Genomic DNA, 23959 nt, shown 5'->3' with positions numbered 1-23959 from the left:
GCAAGAGGAGGTTATAATGGATTTTATTGAATTGTTGAAAGTTATTTTTCTGGGTATTGTAGAGGGGATTACAGAGTGGCTTCCCATAAGCAGCACCGGGCATCTGATATTAGTGGATGAATTTATCAAATTAAATGTTTCCAGGGAATTCTGGGATATGTTTATGGTAGTGATTCAGCTGGGAGCGATTCTGGCTGTAGTTGTTCTGTTTTGGGAGAAAATCTGGCCGTTTCAGAATCAGAGTCGGGAAAAGGATTTGGTGAAGCGATATGTGAAGATGGATAAAATTATTTTGTGGCTGAAAATTATGGTATCCTGTCTTCCGGCTATTATTATAGGGCTTCCGTTTAACGATATTCTGGAGGAGAAATTCAGCAATTATTTTGTAGTCTCTCTGATGCTGATAATCTATGGCGTATTCTTTATTTTAATAGAGAACTACAATAAAAAAAGAACTCCCAGGGTAAATACCCTGGAAGAGATAGACTGGAAAACGGCCTTGTTTATTGGTGTGTTTCAGGTCCTGTCCCTGATTCCGGGTACTTCCCGCTCAGGGGCCACTATAATCGGAGGGATCCTCCTGGGAACCTCCCGGACAATAGCTGCAGAGTACACCTTCTTTTTGGCAATTCCTGTGATGTTCGGAGCCAGCCTTCTTAAACTGGTCAAATTCGGCCTGGCGTTTACGGGCGCTGAGATATTGATCCTGGCTGTGGGAATGATAACGGCTTTTATTGTCTCTATTCTTTCTATCAAATTTTTAATGGGATATATCAAAAAGCATGATTTCAAGGCGTTTGGCTGGTACAGGATCGTTCTGGGTATCGTAGTCCTTGGGTATTTTATGATTGCTCATTAGAGGCATTCTGTTCTGCGTCCTGATCCATCAGACGGAGGGAGAGCATCAGGTAGAGAAGCTCTTCCGGATCCTCTAAATCGGATTCCAGAACATCTTTGATCTTTTCCAGACGGTATAAAAACGTACTTCTGTGAATAAATAAAGTTTTGGCGGACTGAACCGCGTTCAGGTGATGATCCAGATAGACGCTGAGCGTTTTCACATATTCGGTATTCTGCTCTTCATCTGATTTCTTCAGTACCAAAAGCTTCTCGTGGCAGATCATACTGCCGGGAAGCTTTTTTGTTGCCTGCTGGTAAATATAGGGCAGTGCAATCTTATTAAAATGATGAATCCACAGATAGGGATGGATCTGATTGCCTACCTCCAGTGCGGAACGTGATTGAATATACTGGCGCCTCAAATTCAAATGACCTGTCATGGAACGGCTGTATCCGGCCTTTAAGAAGCTGTCCCTGATAAAGTAGATAATCTTGTCAGAGATATCATCAACATCGCATTCAGACTTCGTAAGATTAAAATATACAACCACATCTTCCTCGAAGGGAAACGCGCAGGAATAGGGAAAAAGGTTTTCCAGATAGTTGCAGATGGCGTTAATGGTAAGGTTTTGCTGATCCAGATACGTGGTCTGTAATACAATACAGAGATATTCGTGAGAGGTAAGCCAGCCCAGAGAGGTTAACTGTCTGCTGATAACCAGATAGTCCGCAGTCCGGTCTGATAAAATGCTGAGAAATATGGAATGCATGGTTTTATCATTGGGAGAGCGGTGGGCCGCATTGCGCATCAGTGCATGCTCTATAAAGGTTGCCAGAAATTCCAGCAGAGCGCCTGCACTACTGGTAAAGGGGACATCCATCTCTGTCATAACCAGTCGGTGCGTGGTTTTGCTGAAGCGCTTGATGTTGACATTCAGCGTTCGGTGCCCGGTGATGTGTCCGGGGTAGATAAAAGCTCCATCCTTTTCCCGTACCGCATTGTACAAGGTATCCTGCTTCAGTGCTGTAACATACTCAATATACTCCGGCTGTTCATAGGTGGGAAGTCCTCCGGCATTATCTTCAGCGCCTGGAGAGGAGGCGATGATAGAAAAATCCATCCCCATCAGCCGAAGAGGAGAACCGAGAACAGAGTAACTGGCATCCAGGAGACTCTGAATGGATCCTCCGCTTAAGCTGATATGCATGAGAGTCTCCTCCCACAGGTCATATTTGTCAAATATTTCCTGGAGATAATTAAAGACAGAGGCTGAGGAATCGGGGGTATCTATCACACATAGATTCACGGAGGAAGATACTGCCTCCTCCACGGTTTCCATCTCCGTCTCCATGACGGTCAAAGGGCAGATAAAAAAACAGGAGGAAGCCCCTCTTCTAAGCTTTTGGTATTCCGAAAAGGAAGAAAGTACATATATATGATTATTTACAAGTCCGGAATCCTCCCTGTAAAACAGGGGGCGCCCCAGATGCGGCCGCTCGGAGAGAGGGGAGGGCGCTGTTAATGAATATTTTGTTTTTAAGTCGCTGATCAGCAGAGCGGGACTGAGTTTCATAAGTAACCTCCCTGTACAGTGTGGGGAATCTCAATAAATGGATCAAATAAAGAATGTTTTTGCTGTCTCTGCAGCATCTACAGCTGTTTCGGTATAAACATCTGCACCGATCTCGTCCGCAAATGCCTGGGTAATGGGTCCCCCGCCCACCATAATTTTCAGACGGTTTTCTTTATCGGACTGTTTCAGACATTTCACCACATGCTTCATCTCGGGCATGGAGGTGGTGAGAAGGGAAGAGATACAGACAACTGAGACGTCAGGGTGTTCTTTCACTGCCTTTAGGAAGCGTTTTTCAGAGACATCCACCCCGAGATCAATCACTTCAAAGCCTGCACAACGGAACATGATTCCTACCAGATTCTTGCCCACATCATGGAGATCTCCCTCTACAGTGCCCAATATTACTTTGCCGATGGGATGCATATCACAGGTGCCCAGATAAGGCTCAAGGACATCCAGACCGCAGCGCATAGAGCGGGCTGCGGCCAGAATACGGGCTATATAAATATCGTTGCCTTTATAGAGCTGTCCTGCATTGCGCATGGCAGGGATCATCGCCTCTTCCAGTATCTGCTGGGGTGAGATGTTCTCCGAGAGTGCCTGCTGAACTAATTTTTCTGTCTGCTTCGGATATCCTTCTTCAATGGAGGAACGAATTTCGCCTAATAAGACCATGAAAATCTCCTTTGCAATCATCTCTGTAACCTTGGCTATTCTAAAAGGAAACAACTGGTGTATGCTATGGTACAGTCACCATAATAATAAGGAAGAGAATTATCCTTGCAGATTTGACTGACCAGCATACCGTAAGCTTCCATAGAGGATACCTTTTTATCGGGAAAACGGCAGGGTGCATCCGGGTAGGTACAGGTCTTGCAGCGTGTGCAGCAGCCGGCACCGATAGCCAGAAGATCCGGGTAGTCTTTTTTCAGATCTTCCATAAGGCGGAGGAAGGCTTCCTTGTGTCTGGCTTCCGTTTCCATCATGCCTTCTCCGTCCATATTGTCTTCCAGCTCCCCCACTGTCTGTACAATGAGCCCTTTCTGATACTTGCGTACTTTCCCTTCACATTCTTCCAATGACCCGCAGCCCGGGGGACAGGTCCAGTTTTTATTATACTGGTGACACTTGTTGGCGGCACACATCTCCCTTACCTCAGGGAGAAGACGGATGGTATGGCAATCCAGGGGACCTGTATGGGTAAACCCGGCATTTTTACCTCTTGCATCTAAAGTCTCAAAGTCAATCATTCGCATTCCCTCATTTCTTCCGGAAGTGGAAATTCCAGTTCATCTACAAAAGTATCCTGAAACTCCGACTCTGCGGCAAGCTCTAAAAACTCAATTCCCGATGCCAGATGCCGGGTATGCTGGAATTCAGTGTAATTCATTAAGGCTATTTTTGAACCTTCCCCGGCAGCATTCCCCACAGGTGTGATGCGCTCCCGGAGTACTGGAGGGATTAAGCCTATATTGCAGGCGCTTTCCGGTGACATATAATTACCGAAGGCACCGGCAATCAATACTTCCCGGATATCTTCCACAGCAATGTCCAGATTCCGGCACAGGAGCTGAATACCCGCAGCAATAGCACCCTTTGCAAGCTGCACCTCACGGATATCCTTCTGTGACAGGAAAACTGGTTCCTGCCGTTCGGTTTCCTCCGGAAAGGCCAGCATAAAGGCTGAGATATTGTCAATGGTGACGAGTCTGTGGGCGTTGGCCTTTGCTATGGGGTGCTCTAATTCTTCCGGGCTGTAAAGGCGTCCGGATTCTTCCAGAAATCCGTGCTGAAGAAGAAGGCTGACGGTATCCATCAGACCAGAACCGCAGATACCGGCTGGTTTTTCGTCACCGATCGTGGAATACACAAGACGCTCCCCCTGAAAGGTAACATGATCAATGGCTCCGTTGGCACCCCGCATCCCGCAAGTGATTTTAGCGCCCTCAAAAGCCGGGCCGGCAGCTGTGGAACAGGTAATCATCCGTTCTTTATTCCCCATTACCAGCTCTCCATTGGTCCCTATGTCTATCATAAGCGTCATGTTATCCCTTTTGGAAAAATTAGTAGCCAGCAGACAGCCTACGGTATCTGCCCCCACAAATCCCGCAATATTTGGCAGCACCATCAGTCTGCCTTCGGGATGAATGCGGATACCGTATTCCTTGGCGGGCAGGATCAGAGGCTCGCTCAGGGAGGGATTATAGGGAGAGTGCACAAGCGCTCCCGGTGAAATCCCCAGAAACAGGTGGTGCATACAGGTGTTGCCCACAAAGGAAACCTGATAAATATCCCGGATTTCTATGGCGGCCTGTTCTGCAAGTGCCTGCAGAATTTGATTCATTGCCTGGCGGACGGCGTTGCTCAGCTGTTCCAGATGGCCGTCCAGGGCATAATTGGAACGCATTATGACATCAGCCCCATACTGTGACTGTGGGTTCAGCATGCTGGATACTGCTATCTCTTCACCGCTGCACCCGTCCATGAGATAACCTACAATTGAAGTTGTCCCGATATCAAAAGCGGCAAGATAGTAAGGCGTGTGCTCTCTTCTCACATCCAGGATTTCGTTGTGACATAAGATAACGTTTGGCTTATAATCCGAGCTCTTTAATATCTCATAGAGAGTGCCTGCAACTGACACATTGGGAGGGACGGAAGCAGGAGGTACAGAGGACTTGGCGGCTACAGCTGTTTTCAGCCGGTCCCAGTCAGAATCACTTTCACCGATCCGGCACTTCTCCACCTCAACATCCACAGACTGTATCATGGGGGCAACAATAATTTCACGAGAGCTCCCCTTGGTGAGCAGACTGTGGCCGGTAGCTTTCAGGGAAGTGTCCACGGTCATGTCTCCCTGTATATGTACACTGCAGGCTTTCAAAATCCCAGTAACAGGACCGGAGATAATCCTTACAATGCATTTGCCGCAGGAACCCTGTCCCCCACAGGGTGCATCCGGCTGCAGGCCCGCCTGGATCTCCGCATCCAGAAGAGTCGTGCCTTCAGGAACTGCTATAGAAAGCTGCTCCTGCAAAAAAGTAATCGTATAGTTTTTCATAGGCTGCACCTCTTTTATATTCGATGTTCTTATTTTATCAGAAAAAGGGAAAAAAGCAAAGGAATATATCCCTTTGCTTTTTTCTGGAGGGGTGTATCTTACAGAAGTTCTTTTTCGGCGGCTGCCAGAATCTTTTCAACTTCTGCTGTAATGGCTGCATCCTGAGGAACTAATTCATCTTTCTCAATTAAATCTAATGCACGGTCAGCAGCTCTCTCATTCAGTGGGGTCTCTCCGCACTTAATCCAGTCAGCCCATACACTGTCGAAACCGATGGATGGTACGAAGATCTCGTTTTTCTGGAGATATTCAATGGTGTGCTCCTGCTCTAAGAAGGTTTCGTGATCGTTTACCACATAGTCAAGAGCCTCGAAGCCCAGAATGTCTTCATCAAATTCAAAGCCGCGTTTTGCTTTGCGGATCATAGCAAGAATTTCATTGTCAAGCACTAACTGACTTAAGGAACAGCACATAACACTGGCTGTGCTTCCGAAGCCGGTAACCAAAGTAGCTCCTGCAATTGCCGGAAGGAATGCATTGATCATCTTTTCATAGCCAGCCTGCTCATCCATAGAACAGCTTGTACAGGACAGTCCGTAGACATCTGTCATAAAGCCGCAGTATGTAGCTAACTGTACAGCCAGTGCACTGGAGATACCTGTCTCAGGCAGACCTAAGATACTCTGTCCGTTCTTCATGTTGGCAAAGAAGGTTCTGGAACCGTAGAACAGTACACAGTTCGGGTTCATCAAGTAGGCAACAGCAGCAAATGCCAGGATCTCAGCGTGAGACTGAGCAACTGTTCCGGCTATGGTAAGAGGAGATGTAAGACCTCCCATAGGTGCTGCCAGGACGCTGGTTGGGATGCCGGCCTTGATGATATGTGCCATTGTATTAGTAATCTCTTTTGGCAGGAATAAAGGTGATTCAGGGGAGATTCCGACCATACCGATTGGATTCTTCTCTAAATCAGAACCGCCGTATAATTTAAATAATTCAACAATATATTTTGCATTGCTTGCTAAGGAGATACCAGGGCCATAGATTGGCTTCTTGGAATACTCAAACATAGTAGCAGTTTGTTTCAGCTGGCTGATGGCGGAAGGAACTTCGCTTGGATATACAAGAGCACAGGGAAGATCTAATTCCGGACACTGGTTCATTACGCGGATGGTGTCAATTAAGTCTGTCAACTGCCCGTTGCGGCGTTTGCCTGACTTTAAGTCTGCAATCCAGGGAGCGCCTCCGGTGCTGTGAGAGAAGGTTTTTCCGATTTCCATCTCTAATTTAGAGCCTGTGGTAGATGTCATCACTACCTGCTTTTTCTGATTTTTAATTGTTTTCTCGATCAGGTCATCGCAGAAATAAACACGGTCGCCTTTTTCGGTACAGCCGTTTTCGCATAACATTTTGCGGATTTCCGGATCTTCTACGCGCATTCCAAAACGTTTTAGAATTTCTACACCGTATCCGTGCAGCTGCTCAATTTGTTCCTGACTTGCATACTTTAATTGTGGTACGTAGTTCATAATTTCCCTCCATGTTTAACTTTAACTAAGTTTTTTACTGGTTTTTTACTAATTATGAATTCATGTGTGTGTTTTGTTATGCCTATATTACCATTTAAAGTTAAAATAGTCAATGAAAACCCCAGTTAATCGTGAAAAATATTTGTTAAAATTCACCAATATAAAATAACCTGATATTTTTAGATTTTCATTGTGCTTTTCTATACTTTTATAGTATAATGAGGTAAAGAGATGAATTTAAGTCATTTTAGAGGGAAAGTAGGAAAGAAAGTTGAGTGACATTAGCAAAATTGGTTACAGTATCAGGAGCCTCAGGAAATCAAAGGGGATGACTCTTCAGCAGCTGTCAGAAGCTACAGGCCTTTCCACAGGCTATCTAAGCAACCTGGAGAGAAATATCAGCAGCCCCACATTAATGAATATTCAGAAAATCTGCGAAGTGTTTGGAAATTCCCTTGGAGACCTTCTGGAACGCAATGCAGAATCCAGAATCGTAGTAAGAAAAGAAGACAGAGAAGTTACGATTGATGAAGAAAACAATATGAGGCTGGAGACCATAGATTTCGGGACTGGAAATACTTCATATTTATATATGACAATCGAACCAAACAGTTCTTCTGACGGTTTGTGGTGGGTTCACGAATGTGATGAAGTAGGGACTGTACTCTCCGGGCATCTTACCATCATGCTGGACGAGCAGACGTTTGAGCTGAATGTGGGTGATACCATATTAATCAAGGCGCATACCAGACATTGTTATTTTAATAAGCATGAAAAAACTCCCTGTGTCTCTTTTTGGGCCAGATATTGGGATGACAGCGAAGAGGTTTAGAAACGTGCAGTTTCTTCCGGATATGAGGCAGATATTTGGAAGAAACTGCATTTTTTAACCTAATAATGTTAAAAAATAAACAAAATAAAAATTCATATTTGTGAAAAAGTTACATATTTTATCAATATATATAAAAGACATTTGAAATATTGATGATAAAATGATATCATACTAAAAGAATCATGTGTGTGAAATTTGTTCGAAAAAATGTGAAGAGGTGTAAGCGAATGGATGCATTGAAAATCAGGTTACAGAATGCCTGCGAACTTCTGAAGAAAGAAGGATTTGACAAAGCAATTATCGGCGATCCCATGTCCATTAATTATTTGACAGGTATCAGTATTATTCCTTATGAAAGATACTATGGATTAGTTGTTGATGCAGATGCATGCAGTGCAACAATGGTGAATCCAAGTGTAGATACAGGCTGTATGAAGGGTACGGTAAAAGAAGTTACATATCTTGACAGCGACGGACCTGCGGCTGCTATCAGGGAAGTAGTGGGAGAGTGTAAAAAACTGGCGGTGGAAACAAAGTATTTCTCCATGGCTATTGGTGAAATCTTTCACGGTCTCGGATGCGAGGTTGCTGACATCGGCAATTGCATTGCGAAACTGAGAATGTGTAAAGATGAGTCTGAAATTGAGACTATGCAGTTTGCTGCCAAAATCGTAGATGAGGCAATTGCCTATGTATCAGATAAAATCAAACCGGGGATGACAGAAAAAGAATTAAATATGATGCTATATTCTTATATGTCGACCTATCCGGGATTTATCACAGACGAATTTATTATCCTGGTTCTGGGAGCAGATAATTCGGCAAATCCCCACGGTGTCAGCGGCGACTATGCGTTCAAGGACGGGGATATTATTCTTCTCGACTTCTGTGCGTACTATAAACATTACTGGTCAGATATTACCCGCTGCCTGTTCCTGGGTCATGTAGGCAATCCAAAGCTGGCAGAGATTTATGATATTGTACTGAGAGCAAATCTGGCAGCCATCGCTAAGGTAAAACCAGGCGTTAAGGCCTGCGAGATTGATAAGGCAGCTAGAGATGTGATAACAGAGGCTGGATATGGAGAACTCTTCCTTCACAGAACCGGACATGGCTTAGGTCTGAGTGTCCATGAGGAGCCGAATATCTCTTCTGACAACCAGCTGGTTCTTGAAGAAGGCATGACATTTACCATTGAGCCGGGTATTTACATTGAGGGCGTCGGCGGAGTGAGAATTGAGGACGATATTCTTGTGACAAAAGACGGATGCCATATCTTTACAACTACTTCCAAGAAGATGGAAGATCACATACTTAAATATTAAGGCTTAACTTAGGAGGAAAAAATGAGCGAGATTAAGACCGGGGCAAGTAAACTAAAGAAAAATATGCCCACACTGATTATTTTGATTATTTCCGGTGCTCTCATTTATGCACTGCCATATTTCAGAAGCTATTACTATGATTCATTTGTAAAGCTTTTCAACATTAATAATACACAGATGGGAGCTCTGGGCAGTGCCTTCGGTGCCACAAGCGTTGTTGCCTACTGCCTCGGCGGTTTTTGCGCAGACCGCTGGCCGGCTAAATACCTGATGACAATTTCTCTGGTAACTACAGGTGTCTGCGGATTTGTTCTGCTGCTTTACCCCCCGTATCCAGTGGTGTTCGCTATCCATCTGATTTGGGGTATTACATCCATCCTTACGTTCTGGAGCGCCCTTGTTAAGGCTATCCGTTCTCTGGCTAACTCTGACGAACAGGGAAAAGCATTTGGATTCTTTGAGGGTGGACGAGGCCTTGTCAATATGGTACAGTCTGCACTGATCCTGGCGCTTTTCGGATATATGTCCAAGGCAGTTTCCGAGAAAGCAGCATTGTCTGCAGTTATTATTATTTATTCTGTCATCTGTATCTTACTGGGACTTCTGGTATTCTTTATGTTTAAAGAGCCGGAAAGAGAAGAAAGTGAAGGGGCGCCAACAAAACTGTTTGATATGAAGATCTTGAAGAGGGTAGCTAAGATGCCTACTACATGGCTTCAGATTTTGATTATCTTCTGCTCCTATGCTATGATCATCAGCTATTTCTATATTACACCATACGCGACCTCAGTATTCGGAACCTCAGCTGTTATTGCGGCTGCTCTGGGATATTTTTCACAGTACTGCCGTCCCATTGGATGTTTTGTATCCGGTATCTGTGCGGATAAATTTGGTTCATCCAAAATCTGTGCGATTTCCTTTGTTATTATGCTGGTGGGTATTCTGGGCGTTATCTTTACACCTGGACAGCCATCTATGATCTGGATGCTTCTTATCTTTATTGCAACGATCTATGCTTCCATGTATGCCATTCAGTCTATGCATTTTGCTATCATGGAAGAGGGTGAGTACCCTCTGGAGATCACGGGAACCGCAACAGCTATTGTAACTCCTATCGGATACAGTGCAGAATTCTTTATGCCAATCATCGGCGGTATCTGTCTGGATCATTGGAACAATACGGCCCAGGGCTATAAGGTATTCTTTGGCATTTTGGCCGGACTTGCTGTTATCGGTCTCATTGCGAACTTTGCATGGATGGCCATTACGAAAGAGAAACGTATGGAAATTAAAGCCAGTAAAATGCAGTCGAAAAAGGCTTAAAAGTAATCTTTGAACTCTTAACAGAAGAAGGGTGTTGTGTAATTGCGCAGCATCCTTTTTTGCTATATAATGATTACAAATCAAATCCGGTTTTGGGGAGATAAAAGATGGAAAATAAGGACAGGCAAATTATGGATGTGGCTATGAAGGCGGGCAATATTCTGCTGGAAAGCGGAGCAGAGATTTTCCGTGTGGAGGAGACGATCAATAGGATTGCAAAGTATTACGGGGTGGAGGACAGCGACTCCTTTGTGCTCAGCAGCGGTATCTTTATCACTGCGGAGGGGAAGGAAAAGCAAATATATGCCAGAGTAAAACACATCCCTCTGAATGCAGTTCATCTGGAACGGGTAGCGGCTGTGAATCAGCTCTCAAGGGAGATTGAGGAGGGAAAGCACACGGTAGAACAGGCCAGAGAGAGACTGGAAGCTATTGAAGTGATGAAGGGTAAGAAAGATCTCGCGAGAATGCTTGCCTCCGGGTTAGGGGCGGGATGTTTCTGCTATGTGTTCGGAGGAGATTTTTTTGATGCGTTTACGGCCTTCCTGGCGGGATTCCTTTTGTATTGTTTTGTCGTATGGACAGAGAAAAATGGAAAAAATATGTCCAAAATTGTGGTTAATATTATGGGTGGTTTTTTGGCTACTATGTTTGCAGTGCTCTTATATAAATGTCATCTGGGCACAAACCTGGATTATATTATCATCGGTTCCATTATTCCTCTTCTTCCAGGGGTTTCCTTTACCAATGCGATTCGGGATTTGGCAGATGGGGATTATATTGCCGGAACGGTGAGAATGATAGACGCTCTTCTGGTTACGTTTGGGATTGCTTTGGGAGTAGGACTGATGTATACCATTTACTATAAAATGACAGGAGGTCCTATGCTATGATATTGGATTTCCTTCTTCAGTTTGTGGCAGCCGGCCTCGGTACGGTTGCGTTCTCGATATTGTTTTTTGTTCCTGCAAAATATTATCCCATCTGTGGAGTGATTGGCGGGTTCGGCTGGCTCATCTGTCTTACACTGAACCGGTATCTGGGCCTTGGGATTGAGGTTTCCAGCTTTGCCGCCACTGCGTTTGTAATTATGTGCTCCAGGATAGCCGCCACAAAGCAGAAGTGTCCGGCAACCTTGTTTCTGATTTCGGGTATTTTTCCTTTAGTTCCGGGAACGGGAATATATTGGACAGTATATTACATGATAATGGGAGAAATGGATAAATGCTCTCAGTATGGGCGTCAAACGCTTACGGTAGCAATTGCAATTGTTCTTGGGATAATCTTTGTGTTTGAGATTCCCAATAGTTTGATTCGTAAAATTTGCAGAAAATAACTAGGAAGAGACGAAAAAGAGGTTCTTCACTAATTCTATAATGAAATTAAAACGCATATTTTTACATATATGAAAATGTGCGTTTTAATTTTTCTAAAATGAATATCACAAATGTACAGAATCACCAATAAACGGCGTATTTACAAGGAAAAACGGAAAAAATCGTCAATAAAAAATGAAAAAATAATAAAAAATCGAAAAAAAGTATAAAATTTATTTGAAAAAATTCCGGAAAAATGTTATTATTTATAAAAAGAATCATGTGTGTGAAATTTGTAGGTAGAAAGTGAAAAAGGCAAAAGGAAAGGGGTGCGATTTATGGACGCATTAAAAGCCAGACAACAGAAGGCGTGTGAACTTCTCAGAGAGCAGGGATTTGACAAGGCAATCATCGGGGATCCTATGTCCATTAATTATCTTACAGGAATCAGCATTATTCCCTATGAGAGATACTATGGGCTGGTTATGGATGCCAATGCGGAGACGGTAACTATGGTAAATCCCAGTGTTGACACCGGCTGTATGAAGGGTACGGTGGAAGAGGTTACATATCTGGACAGTGATGGCCCGGCCGCTGCAATCAAGAAGGTAGTAGGAGACTGCAAAAAACTGGCAGTTGAGACTAAGTATTTTTCAATGGCAATTGGTGAGATTTTTCACAGCCTGGGCTGTGAAGTTGCGGATATCGGCACTTGCATTGCAAAACTTAGAATGTGCAAAGACGAGACAGAGATCGAAACAATGCAGTTTGCTGCTAAGATTGTAGATGAGGCAATTGCCTACGTATCTGACAAGATTAAACCTGGCATGACAGAAAAAGAATTAAATATGATGCTTTACTCTTATATGTCAACCTATCCAGGTTTTATTACAGATGAGTTTATCATTTTGGTACTGGGTGCTGATAATTCTGCGAACCCTCACGGGGTCAGCGGCGATTATGCGTTCAAGGATGGTGATATTATTCTCCTTGACTTCTGTGCTTATTATAAACACTATTGGTCAGATATTACCCGCTGCCTGTTCCTGGGGCATGTTGGAAATCCGAAACTGGCTGAAATCTATGATATTGTACTGAAAGCTAATCTGGCGGCAATCGCCAAAGTAAAACCGGGAGTAAAGGCCTGTGAGATCGACAAGGCGGCCAGAGATGTGATCACAGAAGCAGGTTACGGAGAACTTTTCCTTCACAGAACCGGACATGGACTGGGATTAAGTGTTCACGAAGAACCTAATATTTCCTCCGATAATCAGCTGGTGCTGGAAGAAGGAATGACATTCACTATTGAACCAGGCATCTATATTGAAGGTGTGGGCGGTGTGAGAATAGAAGATGATATTCTTGTTACAAAAGACGGATGCCACATATTTACATCCACTTCCAAAAAAATGGAAGATCACATTCTTAAATATTAAAAGTAAAAACAACTATTAGGAGGTAGTTATTTATGGCAGGTAAAAAAGAAGGAAAATTGATGAAGAATTTGCCAACCCTGATTATCTTAATCATATCCGGTGCGTTGGTATATGCGCTTCCCTACTTCAGAAGCTATTATTATGACACATTTATTAAATATTTTGACTTGACAAACACACAGATGGGAGCTTTGGGCAGTGCATACGGCGGATTTGCCATCATTGCTTATTTCCTTGGAGGCTTCTGTGCTGACCGCTGGCCGGCGAGAAAGCTGCTTACCTTATCTCTTATTGTAACCGGAGGTTTGGGATTTATTTTACTGTTATATCCACCTTATCCGGTTGTATTCCTGATTCACGCTGTATGGGGAATTACATCCATTCTTACATTCTGGAACGCACTGGTAAAGGCTCTTCGTTCTCTTGGAACATCAGATGAGCAGGGCCGTGTATTTGGTCTGTTTGAGGGTGGACGTGGTATCACGAATATGGTTCAGTCAGCACTGATCCTGGCACTGTTTGGTTATTTATCAGTTAAAATATCTGATAAAGCAGCGTTATCTTCTGTTATTGCTACATATTCTGTAATTAACGTATTGCTTGGTATCATGGTATTTACCATGTACAAAGAGCCTGAATTTAAGAGAGAGACAAAGGCTATTATCGACGTAAAGGCATTAAAGAAAGTATTATCACTGCCTACCACATGGCTTCAGTGTCTGATTATTTTCTGTTCCTATGCAATGTGCTGCAGCTATTTCTATATCACACCATATGCAACAGAAGTATTCGGTGCAACAGCGGTTATCGGTGCAGCAGTAGGTTACTTTTCACAGTACTGCCGTCCTATCGGATGCTTTGTATCCGGATTTGCAGCTGACAGAATCGGGTCCTCAAAGGTATGCGCCATTGCTTACATCATTATGATTGTGGGTATTGCAGGAGTTATCTTTACTCCAGGCCAGCCGTCACTGATTTGGATGCTTCTGATATTCATCGCTGCAATCTATGCTTCCATGTATGCCTGCCAGTCTATGCACTTTGCTATCATGGAAGAGGGAGAATATCCTCATGAAATCACAGGTACTGCAACCGCCATTATTACACCAATCGGATACAGCGTTGAGCTGTTTGCTCCAATGGTAGCTGGTCTCTGTCTGGATCACTGGGCTGGTGCACAGGGATATAAGGTATTCTTCGGAATTCTGCTTGCAGTTTCTGTAGTTGGTTTAATAGCTACATTTGCATGGATGAAGCTTACGAAAGTAAAACGTATGGAGATTCTTGCCTCGAAGAAGGCTGCATAGTGAGAGATTGATAGTTGGGAGCCGCTGCTTGTGCAGCGGCTCCTTTTTGGGAGTGCGCCCGGCGGCGCACGTTTCTAACCGGTGCAAGTCCGGAATCCGCCCGGTAGTGGGAAGGATATAGCCGAAGGCAAGGGTGTCCATCGTGAGGTGGAATCTGAAGGAAGCTGGATATGGAAGGAAAGGGACAGTGCACAGCCGGAAGTTTTGGAGAAGATACTGGAGAAGGGCAACCTCAAAAGAGCTTTTAAGAGAGTAAGGGCAAACAAGGGAGCGCCAGGAATCGACGGGATTACCGTGGAGGAAATAGGCGCATACCTGAGGGAGAACCAGAAAGAGCTTATCGAGAGAATCAGAAGGGGAAAGTACACCCCGGACCCGGTAAGACGAGTGGAGATACCCAAGCCAGACGTTGGAATACGGAAGCTTGGCATTCCAACCGTAAAAGACCGCATTTTTCAGCAGGCTATAACACAGTGCCTGACACCGATATACGAGCCGTTGTTCTCGGAGAACAGTTACGGATATCTCGCCCGGAAAGACGTGCGAAAGACGCCATTGAGAAGGTAAAAGAGTACGCAGGGCAGGGATATACCCATGCGGTAGCATTAGACTTGTGGAAATACTTCGACACTCTGAACCATGAGATACTTGTGAATATCCTGCGCAGAAATGTGAAGGACGAAAGGGTAATCCAGTGGAAGAAACCAAAAACCAAGGTGAAGAACCTGCGGAAAATGGGAGTACCGGAAGATTTGGCAAGGCAGGCAGGAAACAGCCGGAGAGGTCATTGGTTTACGACCCATACGGTAGCGGTGAATCTGGCGATGACAAAAGAAAGATTGATAAGCAGCGGCTTTTATGATTTAGCCGCCGCCTATCAGTCGGTGCACGTCAACTGTTGAAACCGCCGTGTACCGAACGGTACGCACGGTGAGAGAAAGCTCGTGCCGGGGGCTGGCTGGTCTGGACGGGCGGAAGGTCAGGTTCCCGCGGACACCTCCGTCGTGAAGAGAGTCTATGGCCAAACCGGAATCCCCTTCGGAGCACCGTTCGTATGGTCAAAGAATGCTTTATGTGCATTCTCTGCCCATGCTCACTTATTTTCGGCAGTCCGGGCCGAAAATAACGTGAAAAAGACGATACTAAAAGTACCGTCTTTTTCGTGATTTTCAAGGAATTAAACTTTGGCAAGTTAAGCTACTAATTCTTTTGCTTTCTGAGCTGCAGAAGCTGCGTCTGCTGTGTAAGCGTCAGCGCCGATTTCATCTGCGAATTCCTGTGTAATAGGAGCTCCGCCAACCATAATCTTGATATTGCTTCTGAAATCCTGCTCATTTAAAGCTTTTACTGTATCTCTAAGAGCTGGCATGGTTGTTGTTAAGAGTGCGGAAAGTCCTACTAAATTAACATCAGGATTTTCTTTTACTGCTTCGATGAATTTTTCGATTGGTACGTCAACGCCTAAATCGATAACTTCAAAGCCGGCACTTTCAATCATCATACCAACTAAGTTTTTGCCGATATCATGTAAGTCGCCTGCAACTGTTCCGAGGATCATTTTGCCTGCTGTTCCTGTATCGCCTGCGCTTAAGTGTGGTTTTAACACCTCAACACCTTTTTTCATAGCACGTGCTGCAACTAACATTTCAGGAACGAAGATTTCGTTGTTTTTGAATTTCTCACCAACGATACCCATTGCATCGATCATACCGGAGTTTAAGATCTCTAATGGTTCACATCCTGCGTCTAATGCTTCCTGAACTAAACCACCAACTAATTTTGCTTTTCCTGCACATACTGCATCCGCAACTGCTTGAATCTGTGACATATTAATATCCTCCTTATTAATAAATTATATAAATTTAATAGTGTCCTGTATTATTTTTTGGGAGCAGGTCCGATTAATCCTTCACGGAAAGCTCCGATGTATTCCAGACAGTACTCATCATTCTGTAACAGAGCATCTGTAGCATAGATCATACCTAACATATCACGGTTGGTCGGGTCTACGATGGCACTGTCCATACCTGCGTTCATAGCTAATACCATGAATGCCTGATTGATGTTCTTACGGGCCGGAAGTCCGAAAGAAATGTTGGAAAGACCACTTGTAATGTGGATATCCGGATATTCTGCCTTGATCTGACGACAGCACTCTGCAAAGGTTGTGAGGGCTTCTTCGTCAGTGGAAAGGGTTACTACCAATGGGTCAATATGTAAACGAGATGGTGCTATTCCATATTCTTTTGCCTTCTCCATGACATTGTGGAATACTTCCATTCTGCGCTCTACAGAATTAGGAATTCCTTTGTCATCACAGAGGAGAGCGACGCATTCCCATTTTGTGTCCGCAATCACTGGGAAGATTACGTCAATCTTGTCCCCTTCCATGGAAACAGAGTTTATTAAACCTGGTTTCTTACAGAAAGGAATCGCCGCTACACATGAATGAGGGCTTGGACTATCAATACAGATAGGCACATCGGTTACTTCCTGAATTAAATCGATCATCCAGTGGAGAGTTTCAACTTCGATGCTTTCCTCAACGGATGCGCAGCAGTCAATATAAGTCGCATTGGCGTCTGCTTGAATTTGGGCTCTGTGCTTGATGAATTCAGCATCTTTTTCCGCAATTGCTTTTGCTACTGGCGGAATAGAACCATTGATTTTCTCGCCGATTATAATCATTATATGGCACCTCCTAATGCACGTATGTTTTTCTACATGTCCATTCTACCAAAAATTGCTTGATAGGAAAATACCACAATGTATTGGCAAATTTTGAATCTTTTCATACAATGTGTAGGAAGAGAAGAAAGTGCCGATTTTATAAGAAAAATTACGCTTGGGACAAAGAAAATTGTAAAAAAAGAGAATGCCTTCCCCGGCATTCTCTGCATTTTTGTACATATAGAAGTAAGCGTACTTACTGGATAACAGTTCCTGTTTTGCCCAGAAAACCGTCTTTCGCCTTTGTGATGGACGTGATAACAGCCCTTCGGCCCTGTCCCTTTTCCAGGAAGGAGACGGCAGCCTCAAACTTAGGCAGCATGGTACTGGGTTCAAAATGACCCTCTTCCATATATTTTTTTGCCTGCTCCAAAGAAATACTGCCAATCAGTTCTTCGGAATCGGACTGATAATTCAGAGCAACCTTCTCCACACTTGTCAGAATAAGGAGTTGATCCGCCTCCAGGAGCTCAGCAAGCTTTCCGCTGGACAGATCCTTTTCAATAACAGCACTGGCACCGTGTAGCTCCACCCCTTGTTCCAGAACGGGAATTCCGCCCCCGCCGCAGGCGATTACAATCTGTCCCTTATCCAGGAGGGCCTTAATAGAATCAAGCTCAATAATTTCCTGAGGCTTTGGTGCGGCTACGATTCTCCGGTATCCTTCTTTTTCTTTTATAACATAATTGCCTTTTGCCTCTTCAGCCTCAGCCTCCTCCTCTGTGAGATAACGGCCAATGATCTTCGTGGGTTCATGGAAAGCGTCATCGTAGGGATCTACCTTTACCTGTGTTAAAACCGTACATACCGGTTTATAGATTCCCCGTTTAAGCAGCTCGGCACGGATGGAGTTCTGGATATCATATCCGATATAGCCCTGGCTCATGGCAGAGCATACGGACATAGGCGCAAAGGTATAATCGGGATGTACTTTTCCGAATTCATTCATGGCAGTATGGATCATACCTACCTGAGGCGCATTGCTGTGGGAGATAACCACCTGAGCGCCGCACTCGACGAGATCGGCGATTGCTTTCGCAGTCTCCTTTGTTGCCTGCTTCTGCTCAGGAAGAGTAGTGCCCAGTGCCCTGTGTCCCAGAGCAACTACAACTATTGTTTTTTTCATATAATATACCTCTCTTAATGGTGTAATATTCTATGTCCCATTATAGTGTGAAAAATAGGAAAAAGCAAGAAAAAACCCGATACGCGAGTACCGGGCTTTTCCAACTTGAGGGGGGAGATAGTGAGTGGTTTATCAACTATCCAAGATTCATTATATAGACAAAATGTGATAAAAGTATGTACAAATTATAAATAATATGGAAACTATCTTAAGAAAAGCGGAAAAGAATCCTAAGGAAAGGAAAAGCAAAGGTATGCCTGATTGAAAATTATGGGTTCATGTGGTATTCTGTTACTTAGAATTTCTTATATTATATAGAATACCCAGGGACAGTTCTTTGGGCATGTCCTGTGAGCGGGCAGGTGGTATCTCCTGCATAATAAAGAATAAGATAAAAGGTATGGAGGATTGCACATGAAATTATCTTCGTTATTAGAACAAATAGAATATACCTGTTGCCAGGGGACAACAGATATACAGGTAGAGGATGTGGTCTTTGATTCCAGAAAAGTGGTCGAAGGCTCTCTTTTTGTATGCATCAGGGGGGCTGTGTCAGACGGACACAGATTTGTACCTGATGTAGTAGAGAGGGGGGCATCGGTTCTTATCGTGGAAGAAGAGGTGTCTGTGCCGGACCACGTAACGGTTATTCGGGTGGAGGATACCAGATATGCTCTGGCATGCATTTCAGCAGCTTATTTCGATCATCCTGCCCAAAAGCTTAAGACCATTGGGATCACTGGTACAAAGGGCAAAACAACCACCACATATATGGTAAAGTCTATTTTGGAAAACGCCGGATATAAGGTGGGACTTATAGGCACCATAGAAGCTATTATTGGGGACAGAGTTATTCCAGCAGCCAACACTACCCCGGAGTCTTATGTGATACAGAAGTATTTTTCCATGATGGTGGAGGCGGGATGTGACTGCGTTGTGATGGAGGTTTCCTCTCAGGGGCTGATGCTTCACCGGACAGCGGGATTTACCTTTGATTACGGAATCTTTACCAATATTGAGCCGGATCATATAGGACCAAATGAGCATACAAGTTTTGAACATTATCTCCAGTGCAAAGCTATGCTGCTCAGACAGTGCCGGGTAGGCATTGTCAATGCAGATGATGAACATCTGGAACAAATTATTAAGGACGCTACCTGCAGGCTGGAGACCTTTGGCTTTGGCGGCAATGCAGATCTCAGAGCGGTTAATGCCCATATGGTTGCCCGTCCAGGGTATCTTGGGATCAGCTATGATGTGAAAGGACTGCTGGAGTTCCCTGTGGAGATTGATATACCGGGAAAGTTCAGTATCTATAATTCTCTTACGGCAATTGCAATCTGCCGGCATTTTCAGGTATCAGAGGAAAATATTAAAAAGGCGCTGAAGTCAGCGAAGGTAAAAGGCAGGGTGGAAATGGTCAAAGTGTCTGATGATTTTACACTGATGATAGACTATGCCCATAATGCTATGAGCCTGGAGAGTCTTTTAGATACCCTGCGGGAATATCATCCGCACCGTCTTGTCTGTGTGTTCGGATGCGGAGGAAATCGGTCCAGGATGCGCAGGTACGAGATGGGGGAGGTTTCCGGAAGACTGGCAGATCTTACGATTATTACTTCAGATAATCCCAGAAATGAGGACCCTCAGGCAATTATGGACGATATTGTGACCGGAATCCAAAAAACAGACGGAAAGCATATAGAGATCGCGGACAGAAAGGAAGCAATCGCCTTTGCGATTCATCACGGCGAGCCTGGAGATATTATAGTATTGGCCGGAAAAGGGCATGAAGATTACCAGGAGATTAACGGAAAAAAATATCCAATGGATGAGAGGGTTCTGATCGCTGATATTCTGGCAGGAAACTAATAAAATGAACGAATGGTATGCAGATATAATTGTAGATATTTCTCAGGAAAAGTTGGATCGTACTTTTCAGTATAAGATACCGGAGGCTCTCAGAGAAGACATCTGCATCGGCATGCAGGTTAGGGTTCCTTTTGGGAAAGGTAACCGGGAGATTACAGGGTATGTAACAGGCATCTCCGTGGACGCGCGGTATGACACCGAAAAAATGAAAGAAATTCTGGGCCCTGAATCCGGGGGAATTACGGTGGAGTCTAAACTGATAGCGCTGGCGGCATGGATTCGTGAGCAGTATGGTTCAACTATGAATCAGGCATTGAAAACAGTTCTTCCTGTGAAAAAAAAGATGAAGGCAAAGGAGAAAAAAAGGTTAAGGCTTGTTTTGCCCCCCAAAGAGGCAGAGGAGTTGCTTATAGAATTAGAAAGAAAAAAATATGCGGCCAGAGCCAGGCTGCTGTCAGCAATTCTGGAAAATGGAGATATGGATTATGAATTTGCGATAAAAGCACTTCATGTTTCTCCGGCCGCTGTCAGGAAAATGATAGAAAATGGCGCAGTAGCCGAGGAAGTGTCAACCGTGTACCGGAATCCTCTGGGGCCAGTGGAGGGAAATGAGGAACAGATTTCTTTAACCGAGGAGCAGAGGACAGCAGCGGTACGGATTGCTGAGGAATGGGCTTCAGAGGTTCCAAGGCCCTGTCTGCTTCACGGAATTACGGGAAGCGGAAAAACGCTGATCTATATGGAGATGATTCAGAGAATTCTGGAGGAGGGAAGGGAAATCATTGTTCTGATTCCAGAAATTGCCCTCACTTATCAGACGGTACGACGGTTTTACCTTCGGTTTGGAGAACGCGTTTCTGTGATTAACTCCAGAATGTCCCAGGGAGAGCGGTTTGACCAGTTTGAAAGGGCAAGAGAGGGGAAGATACAGATCATGGTGGGTCCCCGTTCCGCCTTGTTTACACCATTCCAGAAGCTGGGGCTGATTATTATAGACGAGGAACACGAATCCTCCTATATCAGCGAAAGCACTCCCAGATACCATGCCAGGGATGTGGCCATAGAGAGGGCCCGAATGGAAGGGGCATATGTCCTTATGGGGTCCGCTACTCCCTCCGTAGATTCCTATTATAAAGGGCAGCAGGGAATCTATCATATGGTTTCCCTGTCTTCCCGTTTTGCGGGAAGCAGCCTTCCGATGGTATATACTGTAGATTTGCGGGAAGAATTAAAAACAGGAAATCGATCTATTATAAGTAAATTGCTCCGGGATAAGATCCAGGAGCGCCTGGATAACCGGGAGCAGATTATGCTGTTTCTCAATCGGCGGGGCTACTCCGGGTTTGTGGCCTGCCGGTCCTGCGGCTTCGTAGTAAAATGTCCCCACTGTGATGTGTCGCTGTCTATTCACAGCCATGGGAGGCTGGTATGCCATTACTGCGGATATGAGACGCCAAGTCTCTCCGGATGTCCTGAATGCGGTTCTCCCTATATTGGAGGATTCCGTGCAGGGACCCAGCAGATAGAAGAGATTGTAAAGAAGATGTTCCCCAGGGCAAGGATTTTGAGAATGGATCTGGATACTACCAAGGGAAAGAATGGACATGAGACAATTCTTGCCGCTTTTGCCAATAAAGAAGCCGATATTCTGGTGGGAACCCAGATGATAGTAAAAGGCCATGATTTTCCGAAAGTGACTCTGGTAGGCGTTCTCGCCGCAGATATGTCTTTATTTGCAGAGAATTACAGAGCCAGTGAGAGGACCTTTCAGCTGCTGACGCAGGCAGTGGGGAGAGCCGGAAGGGGAAAAAATCCAGGGGAAGCTGTGATTCAGACGTATCACCCGGAACACTACAGCATTCAGGCGTCTGTACATCAGGACTATGAAGAATTTTACAGGGAAGAAATCTCATACAGACTGCTCATGGGATACCCTCCCGCAGCCTCAATGCTCGCCATACGGGGCGCCTGCAGGGATGAGTCGCTTTTACAGCAGGGAATGCATTATATAGGAAAGTATATTCAAAAGATTTATCCAAAGAGTGAGCTGCAGCTGATAGGGCCGGCACCGGAGAATATTTCCAAAGTAAATGATATGTATCGTATGGTACTTTATCTGAAGCACGGGGAGAATGAACGGCTGATATGGATAAAAAACCAGCTGGAGCGTTATATCAGAATAAATAAAGGATTTGACAAGATTACGGTTCAATTTGATTTTAATGTATAAACTATAAATATAGTAAGGAGAGGACAGGTATGGCGTTAAGAAAGATAAGAGTGCAGGGAGATCCTATTTTGAACAAAAAGTGCAGACCGGTGGAGGAGATGACACCAAAGATTCAAGAATTGATAGACGATATGTTTGATACCATGTATGAGGAAATGGGTGTGGGGCTTGCGGCACCTCAGGTAGGTGTCCTGAAAAGAATTGTTGTCATTGATACAGACGGCAGCCCCAGGGCTTATATCAATCCGGAGATTCTGGAGACGTCAGGGGAACAGACAGGGGATGAGGGGTGCTTAAGTGTGCCCGGCATGGCCGGACAGGTTACAAGACCAGACTGGGTGAAAGTGAAAGCCTTAGATGAAAATATGGAAGAATTTATTCTGGAAGGCACCGATCTGCTGGCAAGAGCTATCTGTCATGAGCTGGATCATCTGGACGGCAAACTTTATACAGACCTGGTGGAAGGTGATCTCCACAGTACTAATGCGGAATACGAGGAGGAAGTAGAATGAGAATCGTCTTTATGGGAACCCCGGATTTTGCGGTAGGCACACTGGAGGCTCTGATAGAAGCCGGCCATGACATTGCCGGTGTAGTGACCCAGCCGGACAAACCAAAAGGAAGAGGGAAGAACCTTATGGCCCCGCCGGTAAAGCAGGCTGCTATTGCCCGGGGACTGGCTGTGTATCAGCCTAAAAAAGTCAGAGACCCGGAATTTATCCAGATTTTAAGAAAACTGGAACCTCAGATAATTGTGGTAGTTGCCTTTGGCCAGATTATACCTCAGGAGATACTGGAGCTTGCCCCCTTTGGTTGCATCAATGTCCATGGCTCTCTCCTTCCCAAATACAGAGGTGCGGCTCCTATCCAATGGGCTGTCATCGACGGAGAGAAAGAGTCCGGGGTAACAATTATGAAAATGGATGCGGGTTTGGATACCGGCGATATGATTTCCAAGGAAATTGTGCCTCTGGAGGACAAGGAAACCGGCGGAAGTCTCTTTGACAAACTGGCCAAAGCTGGCGCCAGGCTGTGTGTGCAGACTCTGCCGTCTATTGAAAATGAGACAGCAGTCTACGAGAAGCAGCCGGAAGAAAGTCCGACGGCATATGCCAGTATGATAGATAAAAAAATGGGATGTATCCAATGGGAAGAAAAGGCAAAGACCATAGAACAGCTGATCCGGGGGCTGAATCCGTGGCCTAGTGCCTATACGTATCTTCAGGGGAAAACCCTGAAAATATGGGAGGCAGATGTGCTTTCTGAGGAATCCGGGAAAGAGCCGGGTGAAGTGGTACGTACAGATAAAACAGGGCTTTATATCCAGACAGGAGATAAGGTCTTGTGTGTGAAAGAACTGCAGCTGGAAGGAAAGAAAAGAATGGAAGCAGGGGCGTTTCTGAGGGGATATGAGATCCCTGAGGGAACGAGATTGAAAGACAGCAAGGAGTGATG

Annotated in this window: 22 protein-coding genes; 14 read left to right on the top strand and 8 right to left on the bottom strand. The window is 44.8% G+C overall.

Translation table 11 applies throughout. The annotated features are described in order from the left end of the window. Positions 1-16 precede the first annotated feature (16 nt). Positions 17-859, top strand: coding sequence for an undecaprenyl-diphosphate phosphatase (locus GKG41_RS01075; protein ID WP_072848315.1), 843 nt, complete (start codon positions 17-19; stop codon positions 857-859). On the opposite strand, the gene GKG41_RS01070 is transcribed toward GKG41_RS01075, so the two are convergent. From GKG41_RS01070 to GKG41_RS01050, 5 genes are all read right to left on the bottom strand, one after another. After that, entirely contained in the window at positions 843-2414 is a 1572-nt protein-coding gene (locus GKG41_RS01070; RefSeq protein WP_072848313.1) for a helix-turn-helix domain-containing protein, read from the bottom strand. The genes GKG41_RS01075 and GKG41_RS01070 overlap by 17 nt on opposite strands. Before the next feature lie 42 nt (positions 2415-2456). After that, a complete protein-coding gene (locus tag GKG41_RS01065; RefSeq protein ID WP_072848311.1) occupies positions 2457-3092 on the bottom strand; it encodes a corrinoid protein in 636 nt (211 codons plus the stop codon). 35 nt (positions 3093-3127) lie between these two features. Next, on the bottom strand, positions 3128-3667 hold the full coding sequence (locus tag GKG41_RS01060; protein ID WP_154256404.1) for a DUF2284 domain-containing protein: 540 nt from the start codon (positions 3665-3667) through the stop codon (positions 3128-3130). Further along, complete coding sequence (locus GKG41_RS01055; protein ID WP_154256402.1) at positions 3664-5478, bottom strand: ASKHA domain-containing protein; 1815 nt, start codon at positions 5476-5478, stop codon at positions 3664-3666. The genes GKG41_RS01060 and GKG41_RS01055 overlap by 4 nt, the downstream gene beginning before the upstream one ends. Before the next feature lie 98 nt (positions 5479-5576). Beyond that, positions 5577-7007 carry a trimethylamine methyltransferase family protein gene (locus GKG41_RS01050; RefSeq protein WP_072848305.1) on the bottom strand — a complete coding sequence of 477 codons (1431 nt, stop codon included), beginning with the start codon at positions 7005-7007 and terminating at the stop codon, positions 5577-5579. A 271-nt stretch (positions 7008-7278) separates the two neighbouring features. Here GKG41_RS01050 and GKG41_RS01045 point away from each other — a divergent pair, with 271 nt between their 5' ends. From GKG41_RS01045 to GKG41_RS23830, 9 genes are all read left to right on the top strand, one after another. Continuing rightward, positions 7279-7839: a helix-turn-helix domain-containing protein gene (locus GKG41_RS01045; protein WP_072848303.1), complete on the top strand. Its 561-nt coding sequence runs from the start codon at positions 7279-7281 to the stop codon at positions 7837-7839. 227 nt (positions 7840-8066) lie between these two features. After that, complete coding sequence (locus GKG41_RS01040) at positions 8067-9164, top strand: aminopeptidase P family protein (RefSeq protein WP_072848302.1); 1098 nt, start codon at positions 8067-8069, stop codon at positions 9162-9164. Positions 9165-9185: 21 nt separating this feature from the next. After that, positions 9186-10487 carry an MFS transporter gene (locus GKG41_RS01035; protein ID WP_072848300.1) on the top strand — a complete coding sequence of 434 codons (1302 nt, stop codon included), beginning with the start codon at positions 9186-9188 and terminating at the stop codon, positions 10485-10487. 107 nt (positions 10488-10594) lie between these two features. Next, positions 10595-11380, top strand: a complete 786-nt coding sequence (locus GKG41_RS01030; protein ID WP_072848298.1) for a threonine/serine exporter family protein — start codon at positions 10595-10597, stop codon at positions 11378-11380. Further along, a complete protein-coding gene (locus tag GKG41_RS01025) occupies positions 11377-11823 on the top strand; it encodes a threonine/serine exporter family protein (protein ID WP_154256400.1) in 447 nt (148 codons plus the stop codon). Before GKG41_RS01030 ends, GKG41_RS01025 begins: the two co-directional genes overlap by 4 nt. A gap of 318 nt (positions 11824-12141) precedes the next feature. Beyond that, on the top strand, positions 12142-13239 hold the full coding sequence (locus tag GKG41_RS01020) for an aminopeptidase P family protein (protein WP_072848295.1): 1098 nt from the start codon (positions 12142-12144) through the stop codon (positions 13237-13239). A 32-nt stretch (positions 13240-13271) separates the two neighbouring features. Beyond that, entirely contained in the window at positions 13272-14546 is a 1275-nt protein-coding gene (locus tag GKG41_RS01015) for an MFS transporter (protein ID WP_072848293.1), read from the top strand. 147 nt (positions 14547-14693) lie between these two features. Next, the gene (locus tag GKG41_RS23835) at positions 14694-15113 is read left to right on the top strand and encodes a hypothetical protein (RefSeq protein WP_347563276.1); all 420 of its coding nucleotides are present in this window, start codon (positions 14694-14696) and stop codon (positions 15111-15113) included. Further along, positions 15020-15448: a hypothetical protein gene (locus GKG41_RS23830; RefSeq protein WP_347563275.1), complete on the top strand. Its 429-nt coding sequence runs from the start codon at positions 15020-15022 to the stop codon at positions 15446-15448. The genes GKG41_RS23835 and GKG41_RS23830 overlap by 94 nt, the downstream gene beginning before the upstream one ends. Positions 15449-15738: 290 nt before the next feature. Here GKG41_RS23830 and GKG41_RS01005 read toward each other — a convergent pair whose 3' ends face one another. The 3 genes from GKG41_RS01005 to arcC all read right to left on the bottom strand — a co-directional run bounded on the left by GKG41_RS01005 (position 15739) and on the right by arcC (position 18402). Next, a complete protein-coding gene (locus tag GKG41_RS01005) occupies positions 15739-16374 on the bottom strand; it encodes a corrinoid protein (RefSeq protein WP_072848292.1) in 636 nt (211 codons plus the stop codon). 50 nt (positions 16375-16424) lie between these two features. Further along, on the bottom strand, positions 16425-17234 hold the full coding sequence (locus GKG41_RS01000; protein WP_072848291.1) for a methyltetrahydrofolate cobalamin methyltransferase: 810 nt from the start codon (positions 17232-17234) through the stop codon (positions 16425-16427). A 238-nt stretch (positions 17235-17472) separates the two neighbouring features. After that, entirely contained in the window at positions 17473-18402 is a 930-nt protein-coding gene (gene arcC, locus GKG41_RS00995; protein WP_072848290.1) for a carbamate kinase, read from the bottom strand. A 414-nt stretch (positions 18403-18816) separates the two neighbouring features. Here arcC and GKG41_RS00990 point away from each other — a divergent pair, with 414 nt between their 5' ends. The 4 genes from GKG41_RS00990 to fmt are packed head-to-tail and all read left to right on the top strand — an operon-like array spanning position 18817 to position 23957. Continuing rightward, the gene (locus GKG41_RS00990) at positions 18817-20274 is read left to right on the top strand and encodes a UDP-N-acetylmuramoyl-L-alanyl-D-glutamate--2,6-diaminopimelate ligase (RefSeq protein ID WP_154256398.1); all 1458 of its coding nucleotides are present in this window, start codon (positions 18817-18819) and stop codon (positions 20272-20274) included. Between the two features lie 4 nt (positions 20275-20278). Then, positions 20279-22504 carry a primosomal protein N' gene (gene priA / locus GKG41_RS00985; protein ID WP_072848288.1) on the top strand — a complete coding sequence of 742 codons (2226 nt, stop codon included), beginning with the start codon at positions 20279-20281 and terminating at the stop codon, positions 22502-22504. 29 nt (positions 22505-22533) lie between these two features. Further along, positions 22534-23016, top strand: a complete 483-nt coding sequence (def, locus tag GKG41_RS00980; RefSeq protein ID WP_154256396.1) for a peptide deformylase — start codon at positions 22534-22536, stop codon at positions 23014-23016. Then, on the top strand, positions 23013-23957 hold the full coding sequence (gene fmt / locus GKG41_RS00975) for a methionyl-tRNA formyltransferase (protein ID WP_072848286.1): 945 nt from the start codon (positions 23013-23015) through the stop codon (positions 23955-23957). The genes def and fmt overlap by 4 nt, the downstream gene beginning before the upstream one ends. Positions 23958-23959: the final 2 nt, after the last annotated feature.

It is taken from the genome of Lactonifactor sp. BIOML-A5, assembly GCF_009677585.1.
In the GTDB taxonomy this organism is placed as follows: Bacteria; Bacillota; Clostridia; order Lachnospirales; family Lachnospiraceae; genus Lactonifactor.
The sequence above is the reverse complement of the archived record's forward strand: the minus strand, read 5'-3'. Positions and strand labels throughout refer to the sequence as shown.